The sequence below is a fragment of the Actinoplanes sp. G11-F43 genome (assembly GCF_050589265.1).
GTDB lineage: Bacteria > Actinomycetota > Actinomycetes > Mycobacteriales > Micromonosporaceae > Actinoplanes.
In genome coordinates this window covers 121,122-138,148 of record NZ_JBNZCE010000009.1, presented here as the reverse complement: position 1 = coordinate 138,148, position 17,027 = coordinate 121,122, and the positions used below count along the sequence as shown (strand labels likewise).

Here is a 17,027-nt window from a genome sequence, read left to right as displayed (position 1 = left end):
CGGTGTCCCCCGCAGACGGTTGAATGCTTTGCCATGGCATCCATCGCGTTCTACGCCCCGGCTGCCGCGGGGCACGTCAACCCCACCCTCGGCCTGGCCGCCGAGTTGGTCCGCCGCGGGCATCACGTCACCTACGCCACCACCACGGTGTACGCCGACCGCGTCGCCGCCACCGGAGCCGAGGTCGTCCCGGTCGTCTCCACCTGGGAGAACGGCGCCGCCGGGGTGCCGCAGATGCACGGCCGCGAGTTCGTCCGGGCGATGCGCATGGCGTTCACCGAGACGAAGGCGATGCTGCGGCAACTGGACGGCACGCCCCGCCCCGACCTGGTCGTGCACGACGGGACGATGGGCTGGTGGGGCCGGATCCTGGCCTCCCGCTGGCAGGTGCCGTCGGTGGAGACGTGGCCGAATCTGGTCAGCAACGAGCACTGGTCGATGTCCGACGAATACACCACGGTCAACCTGCTCAGCCCCGCGTTCCTGCTGCTGGCCGCCCGGCTGGGCGGCTTCCTGCGCCGACAGGGCGCCGGCGACATGCGGGCCTTCATGCGGGGCGATCGCGCCGCCGCCCGGCTGGTGACGCTGCCGCGGGCTTTCCAGTACGCCGGGGAGACCTTCACCGACCGGTACACCTTCGTCGGCCCGCTGTTTCCGGACCAGGGCGTTCGGCAGCCGGCCGGCGACCTGCCGGTGCTGCTGGTGTCGCTGGGCACCGCCTACAACGACCGACCCGACTTCTACCGTACGGTGGTGGCCTCCTCCGCCGGCCGCCCCTGGCAGGTGGTGCTGGCCGTCGGTGACGTGGATCCGGCGATCCTGGGCGAGATCCCGGCCAACGTCGAGGTGCACCGCCAGGTCCCGCAGGTGCCGGTGCTGCGGCAGGCGCGGGCGTTCGTCACGCACGCGGGCATGGGCAGCACGATGGAGGCGCTGTCCTTCGGCGTCCCCTTGGTGGCGGTCCCCCAGATGGCCGAGCAACGAGCCAACGCCGACCGCATCGCCGAACTGGGCCTGGGCGTGACCCTGGCCCCGTCCGAGGTGACAGCGGCCACCCTGTGGTCAGCGGTCGAGTCGGTCTCCACCGACGAGGCGGTCCGCGACCGGCTGACCTGGATGCGCACCGAGATCTCGGCAGCCGGCGGGGTGCCCGCCGCAGCCGACGAGGTGGAGCGCCACCTCGGCTAAGGCTCCCGACCGACACCGGCGCCGGTGCGGGCCAGGCATTCGGCGACCAGCTCGCGGTATCTGCCGAACGGCTCGTCGGCCTGCCACGCCTGGTAGGCCGAGCCCATCGCGGCGAACGCGAGGTTCATCAGCAGGATCGCCGTCATGTCCGGGGCGCCGCCGCTGCGGGCGGTCACCCAGTCCTGAAGGTCGGCCCGGAACTGTTCGCCGAACTCCTGCGTCGACTGGGCCAGCCCCGGCGACCGGGCCTTGAGCCGGCGTTGCAGCGGCATCCGGTCGGCCAGCCGCTCGTTGAACCCGATCATGATCGCGGTCAGTGAGGTCCACAGCGGCTCGTCGCCGGGCCGTTCCGCCATCAGGGCCCGCAGGTTCGCCCGCTCCTCCGGATCCTGGTCGAAGACGACGGCCTCCTTGCCGGCGAAGTAGTTGAAGAACGTCGCCCGGGACACGTCGGCGGCGGCCGCGATCTGCTCGACGCTGACCGCGTCGTACCCGCGCTCCTCGAACAGCCGTAAGGCCGCCGACCGGATGGCTCTCCAGGTCGCCAGCTTCTTACGTTCGCGCAGGTTCACATCGCGATCCTAGTAACTTATACCGCATCCATAATTAGACGCAGTCCAAGTTTCGTGTACCGTGGGGCTCCCACCCGAAAGGACACCCCTCATGAGCAAGGTCTGGTTCATCACCGGAACGTCCCGCGGGCTCGGCCGCCAGTTCGCCGAGGCCGCCCTCGGCCGTGGTGACCGCGTCGCCGCCACCGCCCGCGACATCGGCAGCCTCGCCGACCTGAGTGCGAAGTACGGCGACGCACTCCTGCCACTGACCCTGGACGTCACCGACACCGAGGCCGTCACCGCCGCGGTCACCGCGGCACACGACCGGTTCGGGCGGCTCGACGTGGTGGTCAACAACGCCGGATACGGCCTGTTCGGCATGGTCGAGGAGATCACCGAGCGGCAGCTGCGCGACCAGCTGGAGACCAACCTGTTCGGCGCCTTCGCCGTGACCAAGGCCGTGCTGCCGATCCTGCGCGCCCAGGGCAGCGGCCACATCGTGCAGATCTCCACGATCGGTGGCATCGGCGCGTTCCCATCGCTCGGCGGCTACCACGCCTCCAAGTGGGCTCTCGAAGGATTGACCGAGTCGCTGGCCCAGGAGGTCGCCGGGCTCGGCATCAAGGTCACCCTGGTCGAGCCGGGCGGGTTCGCCACCGACTGGGGCGGCTCGTCGGCCGTGCACGCCGAGCCGCTGTCCGCCTACCAGCCGATCCGTGACGCGATGGCGGCCCGCCGCGGCGACGCCTCCTACGGTGACCCGATCGCCGCCGGGTCCGCGCTGCTGACGATCGTGGACGCGGAGAACCCACCGCTGCGAGTGCTGTTCGGCTCGCAGCCCACCGAGCTGGTCAAGCACATCTACGCGCAGCGCCTGCAGACCTGGGCGGGCTGGGAGCACGTCGCGCACGCCGCGCAGGGATGAGCATCCGGCTATTGACTTGAGTCGATGGCGGCGTTGAAGATCGCTTATGCCTCGTCATCGCCGCCTCGCTCGAGCCGGAACCGTCTCCGGATTCGCCGCGCTGCTTCTCGTCGCGTCGGCCGCCCCGGCCCTCGCCGCTCCCCCGCCCCACCTGCCGCAGAACGCCGGCGGGTACGAGCAGTCGTTCTCCCCCGCCTACGACTACGACACCGACGGCTGTTACGCCACCCCCGCGATCGGGCCGGACGGCACACTCAACGGCGGCCTGAAGACGACCGGCGCGGTCAACGGCAACTGCCGGGACCAGTCGGATCTGGACAACTCCCAGACCTACGCCCGCTCGAAATGCAACAACGGCTGGTGCGCCATCGTCTACGCCAGCTATTTCGAGAAGGATCAGGCGGTGGCCGGAAGTGGGCTGGGCGGCCACCGGCACGACTGGGAGCACGTGGTCTCCTGGGTGAACCAGTCGTCCAACCAGGTGGAATACGTCAGCACCACCCAGCACGGCTCGCAGCGGACGTACACCCGCTCGCAGGTCCGTTTCGACGGCAGTCATCCGAAGGTGGTCTATCACAAGGACGGCGCGTCCACGCATTTCTTCCGGCTGGCCAACAGCAATGACGAGCCGCCGGAGAACCACTACCACAACTGGCGTCGTCCCCCGCTCGTCGACTGGAACGGCTACCCCACCACCGCATTGCGCGACCGTCTGATGGCGGCCGATTTCGGCTCGGCCACCATCAAAATCAAAGACGGGTCGTTCGAGTATCTGCTGAACGCCGCCAAACCCACGGCGATCCCATTCCAGCCTTACGGATAAAACAATTCAAACCCCGCTCCGGTACGCCTTCTCAGGCCCACAGAAATCGGACCGCCCCGCCACGTCCCCGCGAGCCAGGCGACCCACCGGACCGCCCGGCGCCCACCGGGCGAATGCGACACTCACCGCCCCACCTGGAACCTTGCGGCGCAATTCCGACCACAAATCGGCACACGATCGCAGCCGGGCCCGCGTGGAACCTTGCGGCGCAAATCCGACCGCAAGTCGGCACACGATCGCAGCCAGGCCCCACGTGGAACCCTGCGGCGCAAATCCGACCGCAAATCGGCACACGGTTGTGGGCGGGCACCGCGTGGAACCCTGCGGGGCGCTGTGCGGGCGGGCGTGTGGTTACTTGCGGCTCGGATTGGACCGGAAGGTGGCACGCGGGGTGACGGCAGGTGCTAAGGGTTGCAGTCGACCTGGGATTCGGCGGTGGTGCACACGTCGGTGCCGGGACCGCCGTTGACCACGTCGAAGCCGGGCCCGCCGTCGATGGTGTCGTTGCCGGCCGCGCCGTTGATCGCGTCGTTGCCGGAGCCGCCGTGGATCCGGTCGTCGCCGCCGCCGGAGTTGATCGCGTCGTTGCCGCCCAGGCCGCAGTTCACGTCGTTGCCGTTGGTGCCGGACAGCGAGTTGGCGCCGGCGGTGCCGATCACGGTGCAGCCGTAGATGTTGCTGACGGCGGTCGTGGCGGTGGCGGTGTTGTCACCGGTGACCGGGTCGGCCTCGGCGCCCTGGACCGTGCCGGTGGCGGTGACGGTTCCGGCGGCCTGCGGCTCCACCGTCACGGTGAACGGCACCGAGGCACCGGCGGCGAGGTTGCCGACGGCACAGGTGACGGTGCTGCCGGCGACCGTGCAGCCGCCGGTGCCGGTGGTAGAGATGGCGGCACCACCGGTCAGGACGGTTTTGGCGGTGACTGCGGTGGCGGCGGACGGGCCGCTGTTGGTCACCGTGCCGGTGAGCGTGTAGGCGCCACCGAGCGGGGCCGGGTCGGGCCCGTCGGCGACGGTGATCCGCAGGTCGGCCGACGGCGGCCGGTTGACCGTGGTGATCGCGATGCCGCCCGCGTACTCGTACCCGGGGGACGGTTTGGCCAGCACCGTGTCGGTCCCCGCGTCGATCACGAAGAGTTCGTTGTTCTGGCTGGTCAGGTAGGCCCGGGTGCCGTTCGGCAGGAACGCCAGCTGATTGGTGACCTGTTCGACGGGGATCGTGCCGGTCACCGTGTTCGTGGCGGCGTCCAGCACGGAGACCTTGTCGTCGAGATAGGCGTTGACGTAGATCTTGGAGCCGTTCGGGGAGATCGCGACGGAGCGCGGGCTGGCGCCGACCGGGACGGTGCTGCTGACCGTGTTCGTGGCGGTGTCGATCACCGAGAGGGTGTTGGTGTCCCGGTTCGTCACGTAGGCGCGGGTGCCGTCCGGCGCGACGGCCACCGAGGTCGGCGTCTGCCCGACGGGGATCGTCTCGGTCACCGTGTTCGCGGCGAGGTCGACCACGTGCACCCGGCCGCCGGGGTTGGTCACATAGGCACGGGTGCCCCGCGGGTTGACGGCGACCGCGCTGCCGTTGCCGTCCGGGCCGAGTTCGGTGGTGCCGGTGACCAGGCCGGTGCGGGTGTCGATCGCGGTCAGGACGCCGTTGTGGACCTGGCTGGCGACGTACACCCGGTCGCCGTCGGGCCGGACGGCGACGGCCCGGGGGTTGTCGACGGTGACGGTGGCGGTCACCGTGTTGGTGGCGGTGTCGATCCGGGAGACCTGGTCGGCCCGGTAGCTGGTGACCCACACGGTCTTGCCGTCGGGGGCCGCGGCCACCCCCTCCGGGGTCTCGGCCAGCGGGATCCGGGCGATGACCTCGTCGGTCGCGGTGTCGACGGCCAGCACCCGGCTGTACCCGCTGTCGGCGATGTAGGCGATGACGCTGGTGGCGGCGCTGGCCGGGGCCGCCGGCAGGACCGGGGTGAGCACCGCGCCGAGCAGGGCCGCCGCGGTGGCCGCCAGCCGGTGTCGCACTGATGAGAACATGCGCACTCCTTACACGTACAGGCGAAATGTCTGTTATGTAAGGTTTTACAGGCAGGCCACCGTGCGATGTCCGTCGGCGTCCTCGGTCACACCGTGGGTGATCCCGGTGAAACCCGGCCACCGATCGGCCAGCACCCGCTCGTGCTCCAGGAACCGCACGATCGCCGCACTCACCCGCTCCCCCGGCACCAGCAGCGGAATCCCCGGCGGATAGGGCGTCAACAACACCGCCGTGGTACGCCCGGCCAGCTTCTCCACCGGCACGTGCTCCACCCGCCCCGCCGCCATCGCCGTCCACGCCTCGGCCGGCGCCGTCACCTGCTCCACCGGCTCGGTGTAGATCGCCGTCGTCAGCTCGGCCAGATCGGCGTCCCGGTAGGTGGCGTGCAGCTCGGCGCACAGATCACGCAGGCCGCGACCGGCGTACCGGGGATGGGCCGCGGCGAACGCCGGCATCAACCGCTCCACCTTCGCATTGCCGTCGTAGGCGCTCTTAAACCGGTGCAACTCGGCCACCAGCGAATTCCACCGGCCCTTGGTGACGCCGATGGTGAACAGCACGAACAGCGAATACAGCCCGGTCTTCTCCACCACCACCCCGTGCTCGGCCAGATAGCGGGCCAGCACCACACCGGGCACACTCGGCTCGGTGAACTCGCCGTGCACGGTCAGGCCCGGCGTGGTCAGCGTGACCTTGATCGGATCGAGCATGGCGAACCCGTCGTCCACCGTGTCGAAACCGTGCCAGCCGGCCCCGGAGGTCAACTCCCATTCGGTACGGTCCGGCAGCCCGGTCCGGGGTGGGGTGTCCGGGCCCCACACCCCGTACCACCAGTCCGGGGTGTCCGCCCCGATCCGGATGATGGTCCGGCGGAACTCCATCGCCTCGGTGATCGCCTCCTCCACCAGCGCCGGCCCTCGCCGGCCGGCCATCATCTCCGCCGACACGTCACAGCTGGCGATGATGGCGTACTGCGGACTGGTCGAGGTGTGCATCCGGTACGCCTGGGCGAACACCCGCTCGTCGAAGTGCCCGTCGATGGTGTCCTGCACCAGGATCTGCGACGCCTGGGACAGCCCGGCCAGCAGCTTGTGGGTGGACTGGGTGGCGTAGACGACGGTCCGGGCGGTGCGCTGCCGGTCGTTGGCCACCCCGTGCATGCCCTCGTACAGCGGATGGAACGACGCGTGCGGCAACCACGCCTCGTCGAAATGCAGGGCGTCCACCACCCCGTCCAGACCCGCGCGGATCTCGTCGGCGCGGTAGATGACGCCGTCGTACGTCGACTGGGTCAGCGCCAGCAACCGGATCCGCCGCGACTTGTCGGTGATCAGCTGACTCGCGTCGATCTTCGCCCGCAACGCCTCGGCGGTGAACTCACTACGCGGAATCGGCCCGATGATGCCCGCCCTGTTCCGCGTCGGCATCAGATAGATCGGGATCGCGCCGGTCAGCACGATCGCGTGCAGCACCGACTTGTGGCAGTTCCGGTCCACCGCCACGATGTCACCCGGCCCGACCAGCGAATTCCATACGATCTTGTTGGAGGTGGAGGTGCCGTTGGTGACGAAGAACAGATGATCGGCCCGGAACGTACGGGCGGCGATCCGCTCACTGTCGGCGATCGGCCCCGAATGGTCCAGCAGCTGCCCCAGCTCCTCGACCGCGTTGCAGACGTCGGCGCGCAGCAGGTTCTCACCGAAGAAATCGTGGAAGAGGGTGCCGACCGGGCTCTTCAGGAACGCGGTGCCACCGGAGTGCCCCGGGCAGTGCCAGGAGTAGGCGCCGTCGTTGGCGTACCGCATCAGTGCGGCGAAGAACGGCGGAGCCAGCTGCCCCAGATAGTGACCGACCTCCCGCTGGATCTTGCGGGCCAGGAAGTCCGGGGTGTCCTCGTCCGCGTTCACCACCCCGTCGATCCGGGACAGCACCGAGGGCGGGATGGTACGGGCGGTCAGCTGCTCCCCGTAGAGCAGCACCGGCACCCGGTCGTTGTGCCCCCGCAGAGCCGACACGAACGCGGCGACGTCCGCACCGTCCCCCGGCAGGGTGTAGAGCACGGCCGAACTGGACCGGGCGACAGCGGCGATCGGCCCCGACCGCCGAACCTCCAGCCCCACCCGCCCGAGGGCCTCCTCAAGCAGCTCAAGCGGCCGGAGCGCACTGCCCGGCCCGTCCTCGGACATGACAATCGTGACCGGGAACGACACCGTGAACGTCCTCTCGGCCGACGGGCACGCACCTCGCCGTGACCCTATGCGACAACCACTCCACCCGATCGCGGTTCCGGCGATGCCGGGCAGAATGAGCCCATGGCCGCGGACCTGATGTGGCGGCTCAACGGCTCCCTGGCCGTCGGCCCGTGGCCGGTCACCATCAGCCCCGACCTCACACGGGCGACTCTGCAGAACCTGTCGACGCTTGCCGATGTCCGCGAGATCCACGGCTGGAACCCGTACTTCACTCTCCAATTCGCGGACGACAGCACCTTCGACGTCACTGTCGGTCACCCCGGCGACGGCACGCTCACCCTCGCCGAGTTTCCCTGACGCGATCGCGCGTTCCCGGCACCGGCCTGGCCGTCAAGGCTGCTGATATCACGCGTAGCGGCTGCTTCATGCCGAGCGCCGGGCCAAGGGCACGCGAAAGAAGACCCGTGCGCTGACCCACTCGTGTCAGGCAGGTTCCGTTAGTGGGGTGGTTTCGGCGGTGAGCCGTCGGGCGAGGTTGTCGATCGTCGCCAGCGTGATCATGCTGGCGGACTTCTCGGGTCGGGTTTCGCGGGGACGTTGATTCAGTTGACCTTGCGCGGCAGTGGCAAGAACTCATAGAGGTCAGAGGCGAGTCTGCTCATCTGCTCGCCGGCTTCGAGCCAGGTAGTGATCGAGACCCGCCACGCGTCAGAGCGCGATACCCACGACTGAAGATCCGGTTGGGTAAGTGGCGTCCGCCCCGTGACAGTAGGCGACCCGGGACGGCACGAGCTGGAGGAACGCGTTGTCGCGGTTTACGATGCACCGGGCGAAGTCGGCGGTGGGGACACCGGCCTTGCGGCGGAGCATCGGGATGATCGTGCCTTTGATGTCGTGATGGCAGACCCAGCGGGCGCGCGAGCCGGAACGTATTCGGTGGATCTGGCCGGCATCAAGGCCGCGGTCGCAACGCGGCCAGGGTTGCCGGGTCCAGGAGTTCGACGCCGCTGGGGTCCACCGGGCATCCCAGGGACAGGAGGCGGCCGACCAGGCGGCGTACCGAATCGGTCAAGTCGGTGTTGAAGCGGATCACCGGCATCGAGTCGGTGGCGGTCGGCTGATCGGCCAGGTCGATGACCAGGGTTCGGGGGGCCAGAGCCAGGGCCAGGCCTAGTTCCAGGTTCAGGTTGGCGTTGGCGCCCCCTCGGGGCAGGACCGCCAGCACCGTACGGCCGGAGGCGGCAGAGTCCCGGAGCACCGTGTTGAGTTTCTCCAGGGCGGTTCCGGTCGGTGGGGACAGGTCGCTCACCTCGGCCGGGTGCAGGCCCAGCGCCCGCAGCAGGTCGGTCATGGCGCGGCGGACCGGCTCGTCGCCGTTGTGGAGCAGCACTATCTCCCGGGAGCCGGGCGGCAGAGGGCCTGGGTCGCCGCCGGTCCACAGCCAGGCGGTCACTCGACCGGTCTTCGTTTCTGCCTGGATCTGCTCGAAACCAAGGTCGATCGTGTCTTCGACACTCTGGTACAGCTGATCGGTGATGACGGCGATCAAGGCGGCGATCGGATCATCTTTCGCGGCGCGGCGAAGCGCGTTGCTGTCCAGCAGACGGTTGATCTGGACGATCTCGGCGCCGACAAAACCGAAACCGTCGGATGCCGGGGACATGGCGCCCATCCCGACGGCCAGTCTGAGCCGCAGGCCGTCGGCAGCAGTGATCGGCCGGTGTGCCAGCAGGTTGCGCCAGCCTCGCAACAGGACCGGTAGGGCTGCGGCCGGCGAGAGTTCCGGCGGAAGCACCACGAACGTGCCGTCGCCCCGGCTCTGAAGGTGGACCTGGTCCATCGTCAGCCCGAGATCCTCGACAACCTGCTCCAACAGATCCTGCAACTGGCGTCGGGCGGCCCGCTGCCACGAACCGGGACGGCTGCCGTAGCCGGTGATGTCGACGGCGAACCCGATGCGGTCCTCGGTTCTGGGCCGGGCCGCCAGGGCACGATCGATCTCGGTGTCGACGTCGTAAAGTTCGTTGATGAAAGCTGTGGCCACCGCCTGGTCACCCGGCAACAGAGATCCCAGGGCCAGGGCCATCCGGTCCCAGAGGTACTGAGCACGCCGTCTGGTCTCCTGCACCGATATCCGCAGTGCTTCCAGGTCACCGGAGACGGGCCTCGGCCGGAAGGTGCGGGCCGAGAACCCCAGCTCCACGGCATACATCAGATACTCATCGAGCAATGACAGGGCCGATTCGATCGCATCGTCATCGCCGACCACTACGACACGCCGATGTGTCTCGTTCCCCCTCGCGGTGGCGTCCCATGCCGAACATCCGCGGAGATCGAGGCGACGAAGCGACACATCGGCGCCCAGCGGAAGGGCGCTCTCGATGGCGGAGTCCCGCACCTCGCGGGATCTCGCCACATAGATCCGAGCACTACCGAGAAGCTCGTCGATTCCTCCTTCGGTGATTTTTGCCCAGTCCCGCTCGAAGTAGTTCCAGCCCGGCCCCGACAGGCTGGACCCGTCAACCGTCGATGCCATGGTGATGGTCAGGCTGAGCGAGTCCTCGTCCCGGCGGAGGATCGCCGAAAACCCGGTGTCCGATTCCCGGAGGTCGGTGGACGTACCTTCCGGAACTGATCTCGGGTCGGTGAGAAGCCGTCCGGCCTCACGTACTCGCCGTACCCCATCCGCGCTTCCGACATGGCTGTGGCAGTTGCGCCAGAGTGCACTGATCTGCGCAGTGGGTCCGTCGAGGGAGGCGAAGAAGTACGCGATCAGTCGCTGACCTGTCAGGGCGGTCGGGTCCGGCTCCGTGGGCACCTCGATTAGGGTGACCTGATCGCGCCGGACGACCGCCAGGGCTATGCCGTCAGCCGTCGGGAACGGAGACAGAGCCGTCACCGCACCGGTAGCCCGACGGTCGACGCGAACGGGCTGATGCGGGCCGTCGAGCCAGGTGAGCGCCCCCGCCTTGTCACCCCAGACGATCCGCGGAGGGTCCCCGGGCAGTACGGTCACCGCGTTGACCTCTTCAGTCAGGTCGAACCGGCGCTCTTCCCGGCGGGCCGCGACGTTCCAGATCCGCACCGAGCCATGGCTGACCGAGACGACATGGCCCTGGGTGCTCGGAATGGTGACCAGGTGCCGGATCCGGCTGGTGTGCCCGCGCATCGTGCCGACAACCCGCATCGAGGCGAAGTCGACGACATCCAGCACTCCGTCGGCCCTGCCGACCACGAGAACGGAACCATCGATGGCCGACACGTGACACAGGGCGTGGATAGCCACGTTCGAGACGAGGACCTCACCGAAGTTGGACAGAGGCACTTCCAGAGGAACGCGATCGAGGCCACCGCTGGTACCGGAGAGCACGGCTATCTCACCGGAGGGATTAGGCACTACGCAGAGCGCCGAGTACTCCTTCTCCTCACGGGAGTACCGGACTGTGCCCGGAACAGCCAGGTACATGATCGACAATGCGCCGTCAGCAACGGTCACTATCCGGCCGGGGACACTCGACGCGACGACCAGAGCCGGTCCACGGCCGACCTCACCCCAGCGAACCATCGGCTTCCCCGGCTCCCACAGGTGCACCGACCCGTCATCCGCACCTAGCACCAAAACCGACGAGACCAGCGCCGCGGAACGGAAGCGCACGGTTTCCGGGGCATTCGGCAGCACCACACCGGCCGCCGGCTGACGATAAGGGGCGTCCCGGGTGACCAGAATCGGCAACGGAACGGTATGCAGGGGCACACCACCGCTACTCAGAAGAGTGAGCCGGAGTTCGGTATTCGTACCCTCGCGAAGATTCTCGTCAACACTCAGGACAAAACGAGCCTCACCATACGTACCCCCAAATCGGTGAAGGACGACGCTGGCCTCACCGAGCGTCTCAACGGTCAACCCGAGTCGCCCGCTGAGCATGAGCCCGACCGGATACTCCTCATCCGGATACGGCCATTCCTCCGGCCCACCGGAACGCAGATCGACGGTGATCAGATACCGCCCACCGGGCGCCGCCTCACTGGGCCAGCTGACCACCGGTTCCAGGGGAATGGCCTCGACGGTCACCCGGCGTCTCCTTTGGTCGTCAGGTGCAGGGTGGTGTCGAAGGAGCCGAGATACTGGTACATGAACCCGTTGACGAACTTCTGCGCCATCTCATCGGTCGGCGTCCGCTGAAGCTGGCCGGCGAGCCGTGCCCGATAGTCGAGCAGCGCCTGCGACACACTGCGCTGCCCATGAGCTGTACGCCGGAGAAGGAAGTTGAGCAGGTTGATCGAATAGTCCCTGCCGACTTCACCGACCGTAGCCACCACCCCGGGCGCACCGGACTCCAGAAACACCTGGGCAAAACTGCGGGTGGCCTGCTCGTTGAACCGATCGTCATCCATGAGCTGCGCGCTACCGCAGGCGTTGAGCAGCACCAATGTGCGCCGCCCGGCCAGCGCTATCATCGGGTCCCATAGCAGATCGTCCATGGTCATCCCACCGAGGGTGGCCTCCGCCCCGTTGGCGCCGACCTTCCCGTGCGCCCACACATGGACAAGACCCACTTCGTGTTTGTCGTCGGTGAGTGACCGGATCAGTTGTTGCATCGTGTCGAGTTGCCGGTACGGCCAGTCGGCGAAGTATTCGGCGACCGTTCCGACGCTCGGGTCGACGAAGCTGAGCACCGGCCCGTGGCACACCGATCCGGCGCCCGTTCCGGCGTTCGCCGACGTCCAGCGGATCAGTTCGACGCCGGCCGCCAGCCAGCGGTGTTCAGCGTCGCGCAGGACGAAGAGTTCCCACGGGATTTCGAAGCCGGTCTCGTCCCAGACGATCAGGCGCAGGCCGGTGCCGTGTTTCTTCCGGAGCGCGCCCAGCCAGTCATGCAGGGTCGCCTTGTTGGCCGACCAGGTATTGATGCTCCGCAGGATCTGCGTCCACTCGTTGCGGGCGGCCGCCACCGAGAGCCGGATCTCCGGTCGCCGCTGGCTGCGCAGGTCCTGGGCGGCGCCGGTGCTGGCGAATTCCCGGTCGGTCTGGAGTTCGAGGCGGAAGCATTCGTGGCCGAGGTCGTCGCGCTGGCGGATGACCCGCAGCAGGACGGTGCCCGCGGGCAGGGTCCGCGGCACCTGCCCGGGGGTGGCCGGCAGTTCGGTCGGTGCGGAGGTGACCAGGTCGTCGGTGTCGGCTGGCGCGGACGGGCGCTGGGCGACGGCGGTGGACGGGGTGCGGGTGCCGGGCCGGACGATGCCGGCCATGCCGGTGGGCGCGGTCACGACGGTCTCGCCGGTGCGGCCACTACCCCACCGAGTTCGTCGGCCAGCTCGAACGGCAGGGTGGCGTACGTTCCGAGGACCGGCGCGACGACCACGGTGTGCAGGCCGGCGATGGTGCGGGCCTCGGCGGCGACGGTGAGCGCGTCGGTGATTCCGGTCCGCCCGACCGGGCCGTCGACGGCCCCGCGGATGCTCGCCTCCAGCGGTATGTTGCCGCGCCCGTCGGTGACCACGATCAGCCGGGCCCGGTCGGTGTGTGCCCGGCTACGACGCAGCCGGCGCAGCAACTCCTGCACGGCCAGGTGCAGCCCGTCGGCGAGCGGGGTGGCCTTCCCGGGCCGGTGCCGGAGTGAGCGCAGCACCCGGCCGTCCCGGACGCTCGCCGCCCGGTAGTGCTCGGCGCGCAGTTCGCTGGCGGCCGACTCGTGCCCGAGATCGATCACGCTGACCGCGGCTCGTTCCACGTACGCCCATTGCAGGTGCGGTGCCAGGTCGGGGATCCAGTCCCAGTCCCGGTGGCAGGTGTGGTCGAGGACCAGCACGAGCAGCCGGTGCGGGGTCCAGCCGCGCCGGTACCGCCGCCAGTCCTCGGGCCGCACGATCAGGCGTCCGGTGTCCGGCCGGACCCGGCGGTATTTGGCGGCTTCCAGCAGGGTCGGCAGGATCGCCAGGTCGAACCGGGAGCGGGTGCGTTCGGAGCCGGTGCGTGCCCCGCGCAGTTGCCGTCGCGGGCTGACCCCGGACCAGGGACTGCGCAGCGAGGCGGGTTCGGGCAGCGCGTCCGGCAGCGCCTCCGGGTAGAGGCCGGGGTCGTCGGCGACCGGGACCGGCTCGTCGGCGGTGCGGACCTCGCCGTCCACGATCTCCGGGCCCGGTTCGGCGGCGGCGGTCTCCGGTTCGATCGGCTCCGGCACCGGTGGCGGGGAGGCCGACGGTCCTTCCGGGCGGGCGAATCCGAGCAGGTCGGCGGCACGGCGTACATGATCGTCGGTGGTTCTGCCGTCGCCGTCGAGAGCGGCGAGAGCAGCTGCGGTACGGGCCAGGGCCAGCGTCAGACGATGACCCCCGATCACGGTACGCACCACCGCGTCGAGCGCCGTGTCGGTCAACGGTGGACGTGGGTCGCGCACCGGCGCCGGCACGGTGAAATCCCCGGGGTCGATTCCGGACGCGTCGACCCGCAGCGGGAACCGGTCCAGCAGGTGTGGGGAGAGCCCGGCCGCGGCCCCTCGATCGGTGGCGGCGATCCAGCGTGCCCGCGGCTCCCACGCCGTGCTCCACCCGTGCCGTTCGGCGGTGGCGGCCGGCGCCCCGAGCAGGGTGACCGCCGCGCGGGCCACGGTGACACCCGCGCGGGCCAGGTCGGGCACCACCACGACCGGTGGCACGTCCCCTTCGACGAGCAGTCCCGGTGTCATCCGGAACTCGCCGTCGGCAAACCGGGCCCGCAGCCACAGGTCGTCCTCACCGACCCCGGCCCCGGCCGTCACCACCAGCGGTTTCGCGCCCTCGGGCGCCAGCGCGCGAGCGAGTCCGGCGGCCATCGCGGTCAGCAGTCCGGGGCAGGCGTCCAGGAGCAGCAGGCCGCCGATGCGGTGGTCGTAGGCCAGGCAGGACAGCAGGGTGTGGACCCGGGATGGCGCCATCGGGTCAGCTCGCCGCGTCGACGAGCTGCTTCAGGCGGTCCTTCTCATCCTCGTTCCACGGCTCGATCGTGCCCGATTCTGATCCGGCCCGGCGGTGTGCCAGGGCGAGCGGGGCCACTCGGGCAACGTGCTCCGGGCGTACCGCCGTCGTACTGCTCATCGCGGCGAGGCCACGGGCCGCATAGGCGATCGTGAGATCTCCACGATGACCCGCGGAACCGAAACTCCCGGCGATGTCGGCGCACAGGCCGATGATGTCGTCGCTCAGATGCACGAGCGGGGCAAGACTGCGGGCCTGGGCCAATTGGGCGGCGAAGGACTCGTCTTCGCGCCGGGCCTGGTCGACGAGGGAGGAGACCTGTCCGTCGAGGGTGGCGTCGAAGGCGAGGACGTTGCGGAGGATCTCGCGACGGGTCTCCCCGCTGGACTCGTCGGCGACCATGGCGACCAGCCCGAATCGGTCCAGCAGTTGGGGACGGAGCTGCCCCTCCTCCGGGTTCATCGTCCCGACCAAGGTGAACCGGACCGGACGGGCCTGCTCGTCGATGCCCTCACGTTCGACGGGCAGCACCCCGCCCGACGCCGCGTCCAGGATGATGTTGACGAGGTAGTCGTCGAGCAGGTTCACCTCGTCGATGTAGAGCAGCCCGCCACCCTCGGCCTGGGCCTGTTCGAGCAGCCCGGCGCGGAGCTGAGGCGTCCCGTCGGCGACGAGTTTCTCCACGTCCCAGCCGCCGAGCACCCGGTCGTCGGTGGCCCCGATCGGCAGCGTGACCGGCAACCGGCCGAGCACCATCTTGGCGAACGCCCGTACCGTCGTCGATTTTGCCGTGCCCCTCTGACCGGTGGCCAGCACCCCGCCGATCGCCGGCACCACATAGGCGATCTCCAGCGCCAGCCGCAGATCCTCCTGCCCGACGATCAGGTGATAGGGCAGGACCCGCACGTCCTCGGGCTTCACGATTCCCTCCGGTACGGGCCGGTGAACGGCACACCCTGCCGCCACATGCCGCACAGTTCCTGGTTCTGCGCCCGCTCGGCGGCGGGATCGGCCGGCATCGGCAGCCGCAGCGGGGTGAGCAGATCGAATCGGTGCAGGTCGAACGCGGCCCGGACGGCCTCACCGTAGGCGACGGCCGCGGCGACCGCCCCGGAGTACGCGACGACCGCCAGCACCGCCGGAACCAGCGCGAGCAGCCACCACCACGCCGCGTCCCAGGTGAGCCCCACGGTCACCAGGGCGGTGACGGCGGCGGTGACGGCAAGGCGCCCGGCGGCGTCCATGATGTCCCGGCGGTCGTCGACCACGGCCCGGACCGGCTCGCCGAGCAGCGGGTAGAGCCGGGGCCAGGCCACCACGGCGTCGAGCCCGTAGTCGCGGCCGGCCAGGTCCTCCATGGCGGCGAGCGCGTTGCCGAGGGCGGTCGGCCGCAGCAGGTGGTCGGGCAGCGGAAAGCGGCGGCGCAGTCTCGCGGCGGCCCGCCCGGCCCGGACCACGGTGGCCGGGGTGAGGTCCGGCAGCGCGCTGGCCGTCACCAGCCGGTCCCGGCGGCGGCGCTGCAGCTTCAGAGCCAGGCCGGAGCCGAGGAACCTCGGCCAGCCGCCTTCCAGGACCCGCATCAGCGACAGTTGCAGCGGCGCGAGCACCGCCGCGATCAGCGTCACGCCGATCACCAGCAGCACCACCTCGCCGACGCTCAGCCCGGACGCGACCGTCCACGCGTGCTTGAACGACAGGTGGTCGCCGCCGCGCGGGCCGAGCGGCGCGCCCGCCCAGACCAGCACCAGCACGAACAGGACCGAGGCGGCGGCCGGAAGATAGCCGACGAGCAGGAACCGCCCGGCCCGCAGGCTCTCCAGCGGACTGTCCAGTGAACTCAGGTCCATGCGAACTCCAGCGGCTCCGCACCGACGGGACAGTTCCGCGGGATCCGGTCGTCGTGGAAGATGTGGAACTCCTGGTGGTCGTGCGCGGTGCAGTAGTAGCGGATCGCCCGGTACTGCCCCGACTCGCCGGGCAGGGTGGCGCGATCCCCGGAGCCGACCGGCACCGGCTCCGCCTGGGACAGGGTCCCGCCGGCGGCCCCGACGCTGGCGCGCGAGCACACGCCGAGCTTCGTCCCCCGGAACCGGACGGCCACCGTGTCACCGTCGGTGGCGGCGAAACGGTCCCGGATCAGCTGGGCGAAGTCGCTGTAGTCGTCCGGCGGCGGGTCCGGGAGATCGAGGCTGTCCGTGGCACGCGTGATCCCCGGATCGAAGGCGGGCCCGAACTCCCGGCGAAGTTCTTCGATCCGTGCGGTGTCACCCAATGACGCGTCCTGACCTTGATGTCGATTGTGGCCAGTTAAGCGGGCTCATGAGTTCCCGGCAATCATCCGTGCGGATGAAGCCTTC

General features: G+C 69.6%; 13 protein-coding genes and 1 pseudogene. 4 read left to right on the top strand and 10 right to left on the bottom strand.

What is annotated here, in order from left to right; translation table 11 throughout:
• The first annotated feature begins 33 nt into the window (after positions 1 to 33).
• Positions 34 to 1,188 carry a macrolide family glycosyltransferase gene (locus ACQ0O7_RS10720; protein ID WP_430781770.1) on the top strand — a complete coding sequence of 385 codons (1,155 nt, stop codon included), beginning with the start codon at positions 34 to 36 and terminating at the stop codon, positions 1,186 to 1,188.
• Here the strand turns inward: ACQ0O7_RS10720 and ACQ0O7_RS10715 are convergent.
• Positions 1,185 to 1,760: a TetR/AcrR family transcriptional regulator gene (locus ACQ0O7_RS10715; RefSeq protein WP_430781769.1), complete on the bottom strand. Its 576-nt coding sequence runs from the start codon at positions 1,758 to 1,760 to the stop codon at positions 1,185 to 1,187. The genes ACQ0O7_RS10720 and ACQ0O7_RS10715 overlap by 4 nt on opposite strands.
• 91 nt (positions 1,761 to 1,851) lie before the next feature.
• Between ACQ0O7_RS10715 and ACQ0O7_RS10710 the strand changes: the two genes are divergently transcribed.
• Both ACQ0O7_RS10710 and ACQ0O7_RS10705 read left to right on the top strand, forming a co-directional pair.
• A complete protein-coding gene (locus ACQ0O7_RS10710) occupies positions 1,852 to 2,667 on the top strand; it encodes an SDR family oxidoreductase (RefSeq protein WP_430781767.1) in 816 nt (271 codons plus the stop codon).
• A gap of 46 nt (positions 2,668 to 2,713) precedes the next feature.
• Positions 2,714 to 3,490, top strand: a complete 777-nt coding sequence (locus ACQ0O7_RS10705; protein ID WP_430781766.1) for an NPP1 family protein — start codon at positions 2,714 to 2,716, stop codon at positions 3,488 to 3,490.
• Positions 3,491 to 3,894: 404 nt separating this feature from the next.
• On the opposite strand, the gene ACQ0O7_RS10700 is transcribed toward ACQ0O7_RS10705, so the two are convergent.
• On the bottom strand, positions 3,895 to 5,523 hold the full coding sequence (locus ACQ0O7_RS10700) for a beta-propeller fold lactonase family protein (protein ID WP_430781765.1): 1,629 nt from the start codon (positions 5,521 to 5,523) through the stop codon (positions 3,895 to 3,897).
• A 45-nt stretch (positions 5,524 to 5,568) separates the two neighbouring features.
• Complete coding sequence (locus ACQ0O7_RS10695) at positions 5,569 to 7,734, bottom strand: Orn/Lys/Arg decarboxylase N-terminal domain-containing protein (protein ID WP_430781764.1); 2,166 nt, start codon at positions 7,732 to 7,734, stop codon at positions 5,569 to 5,571.
• A gap of 102 nt (positions 7,735 to 7,836) precedes the next feature.
• Between ACQ0O7_RS10695 and ACQ0O7_RS10690 the strand changes: the two genes are divergently transcribed.
• Positions 7,837 to 8,073, top strand: coding sequence for a hypothetical protein (locus tag ACQ0O7_RS10690; protein ID WP_430781763.1), 237 nt, complete (start codon positions 7,837 to 7,839; stop codon positions 8,071 to 8,073).
• Between the two features lie 245 nt (positions 8,074 to 8,318).
• Here the strand turns inward: ACQ0O7_RS10690 and ACQ0O7_RS10685 are convergent.
• The 7 genes and pseudogenes from ACQ0O7_RS10685 to ACQ0O7_RS10655 all read right to left on the bottom strand — a co-directional run.
• A pseudogene (locus ACQ0O7_RS10685) lies at positions 8,319 to 8,450 on the bottom strand (DUF6228 family protein); the annotation flags it as partial.
• A gap of 218 nt (positions 8,451 to 8,668) precedes the next feature.
• The gene (locus tag ACQ0O7_RS10680) at positions 8,669 to 11,449 is read right to left on the bottom strand and encodes a CATRA conflict system CASPASE/TPR repeat-associated protein (protein WP_430781762.1); all 2,781 of its coding nucleotides are present in this window, start codon (positions 11,447 to 11,449) and stop codon (positions 8,669 to 8,671) included.
• Positions 11,450 to 11,784: 335 nt separating this feature from the next.
• Positions 11,785 to 12,984: a CHAT domain-containing protein gene (locus tag ACQ0O7_RS10675; protein ID WP_430781761.1), complete on the bottom strand. Its 1,200-nt coding sequence runs from the start codon at positions 12,982 to 12,984 to the stop codon at positions 11,785 to 11,787.
• Entirely contained in the window at positions 12,981 to 14,630 is a 1,650-nt protein-coding gene (locus ACQ0O7_RS10670) for a hypothetical protein (protein ID WP_430781760.1), read from the bottom strand. Before ACQ0O7_RS10670 ends, ACQ0O7_RS10675 begins: the two co-directional genes overlap by 4 nt.
• 4 nt (positions 14,631 to 14,634) lie before the next feature.
• A complete protein-coding gene (locus ACQ0O7_RS10665; protein ID WP_430781759.1) occupies positions 14,635 to 15,591 on the bottom strand; it encodes an AAA family ATPase in 957 nt (318 codons plus the stop codon).
• Entirely contained in the window at positions 15,588 to 16,517 is a 930-nt protein-coding gene (locus ACQ0O7_RS10660) for a hypothetical protein (RefSeq protein ID WP_430781758.1), read from the bottom strand. The genes ACQ0O7_RS10665 and ACQ0O7_RS10660 overlap by 4 nt, the downstream gene beginning before the upstream one ends.
• A complete protein-coding gene (locus ACQ0O7_RS10655; protein WP_430781757.1) occupies positions 16,508 to 16,942 on the bottom strand; it encodes a hypothetical protein in 435 nt (144 codons plus the stop codon). Before ACQ0O7_RS10655 ends, ACQ0O7_RS10660 begins: the two co-directional genes overlap by 10 nt.
• Positions 16,943 to 17,027 lie beyond the last annotated feature (85 nt).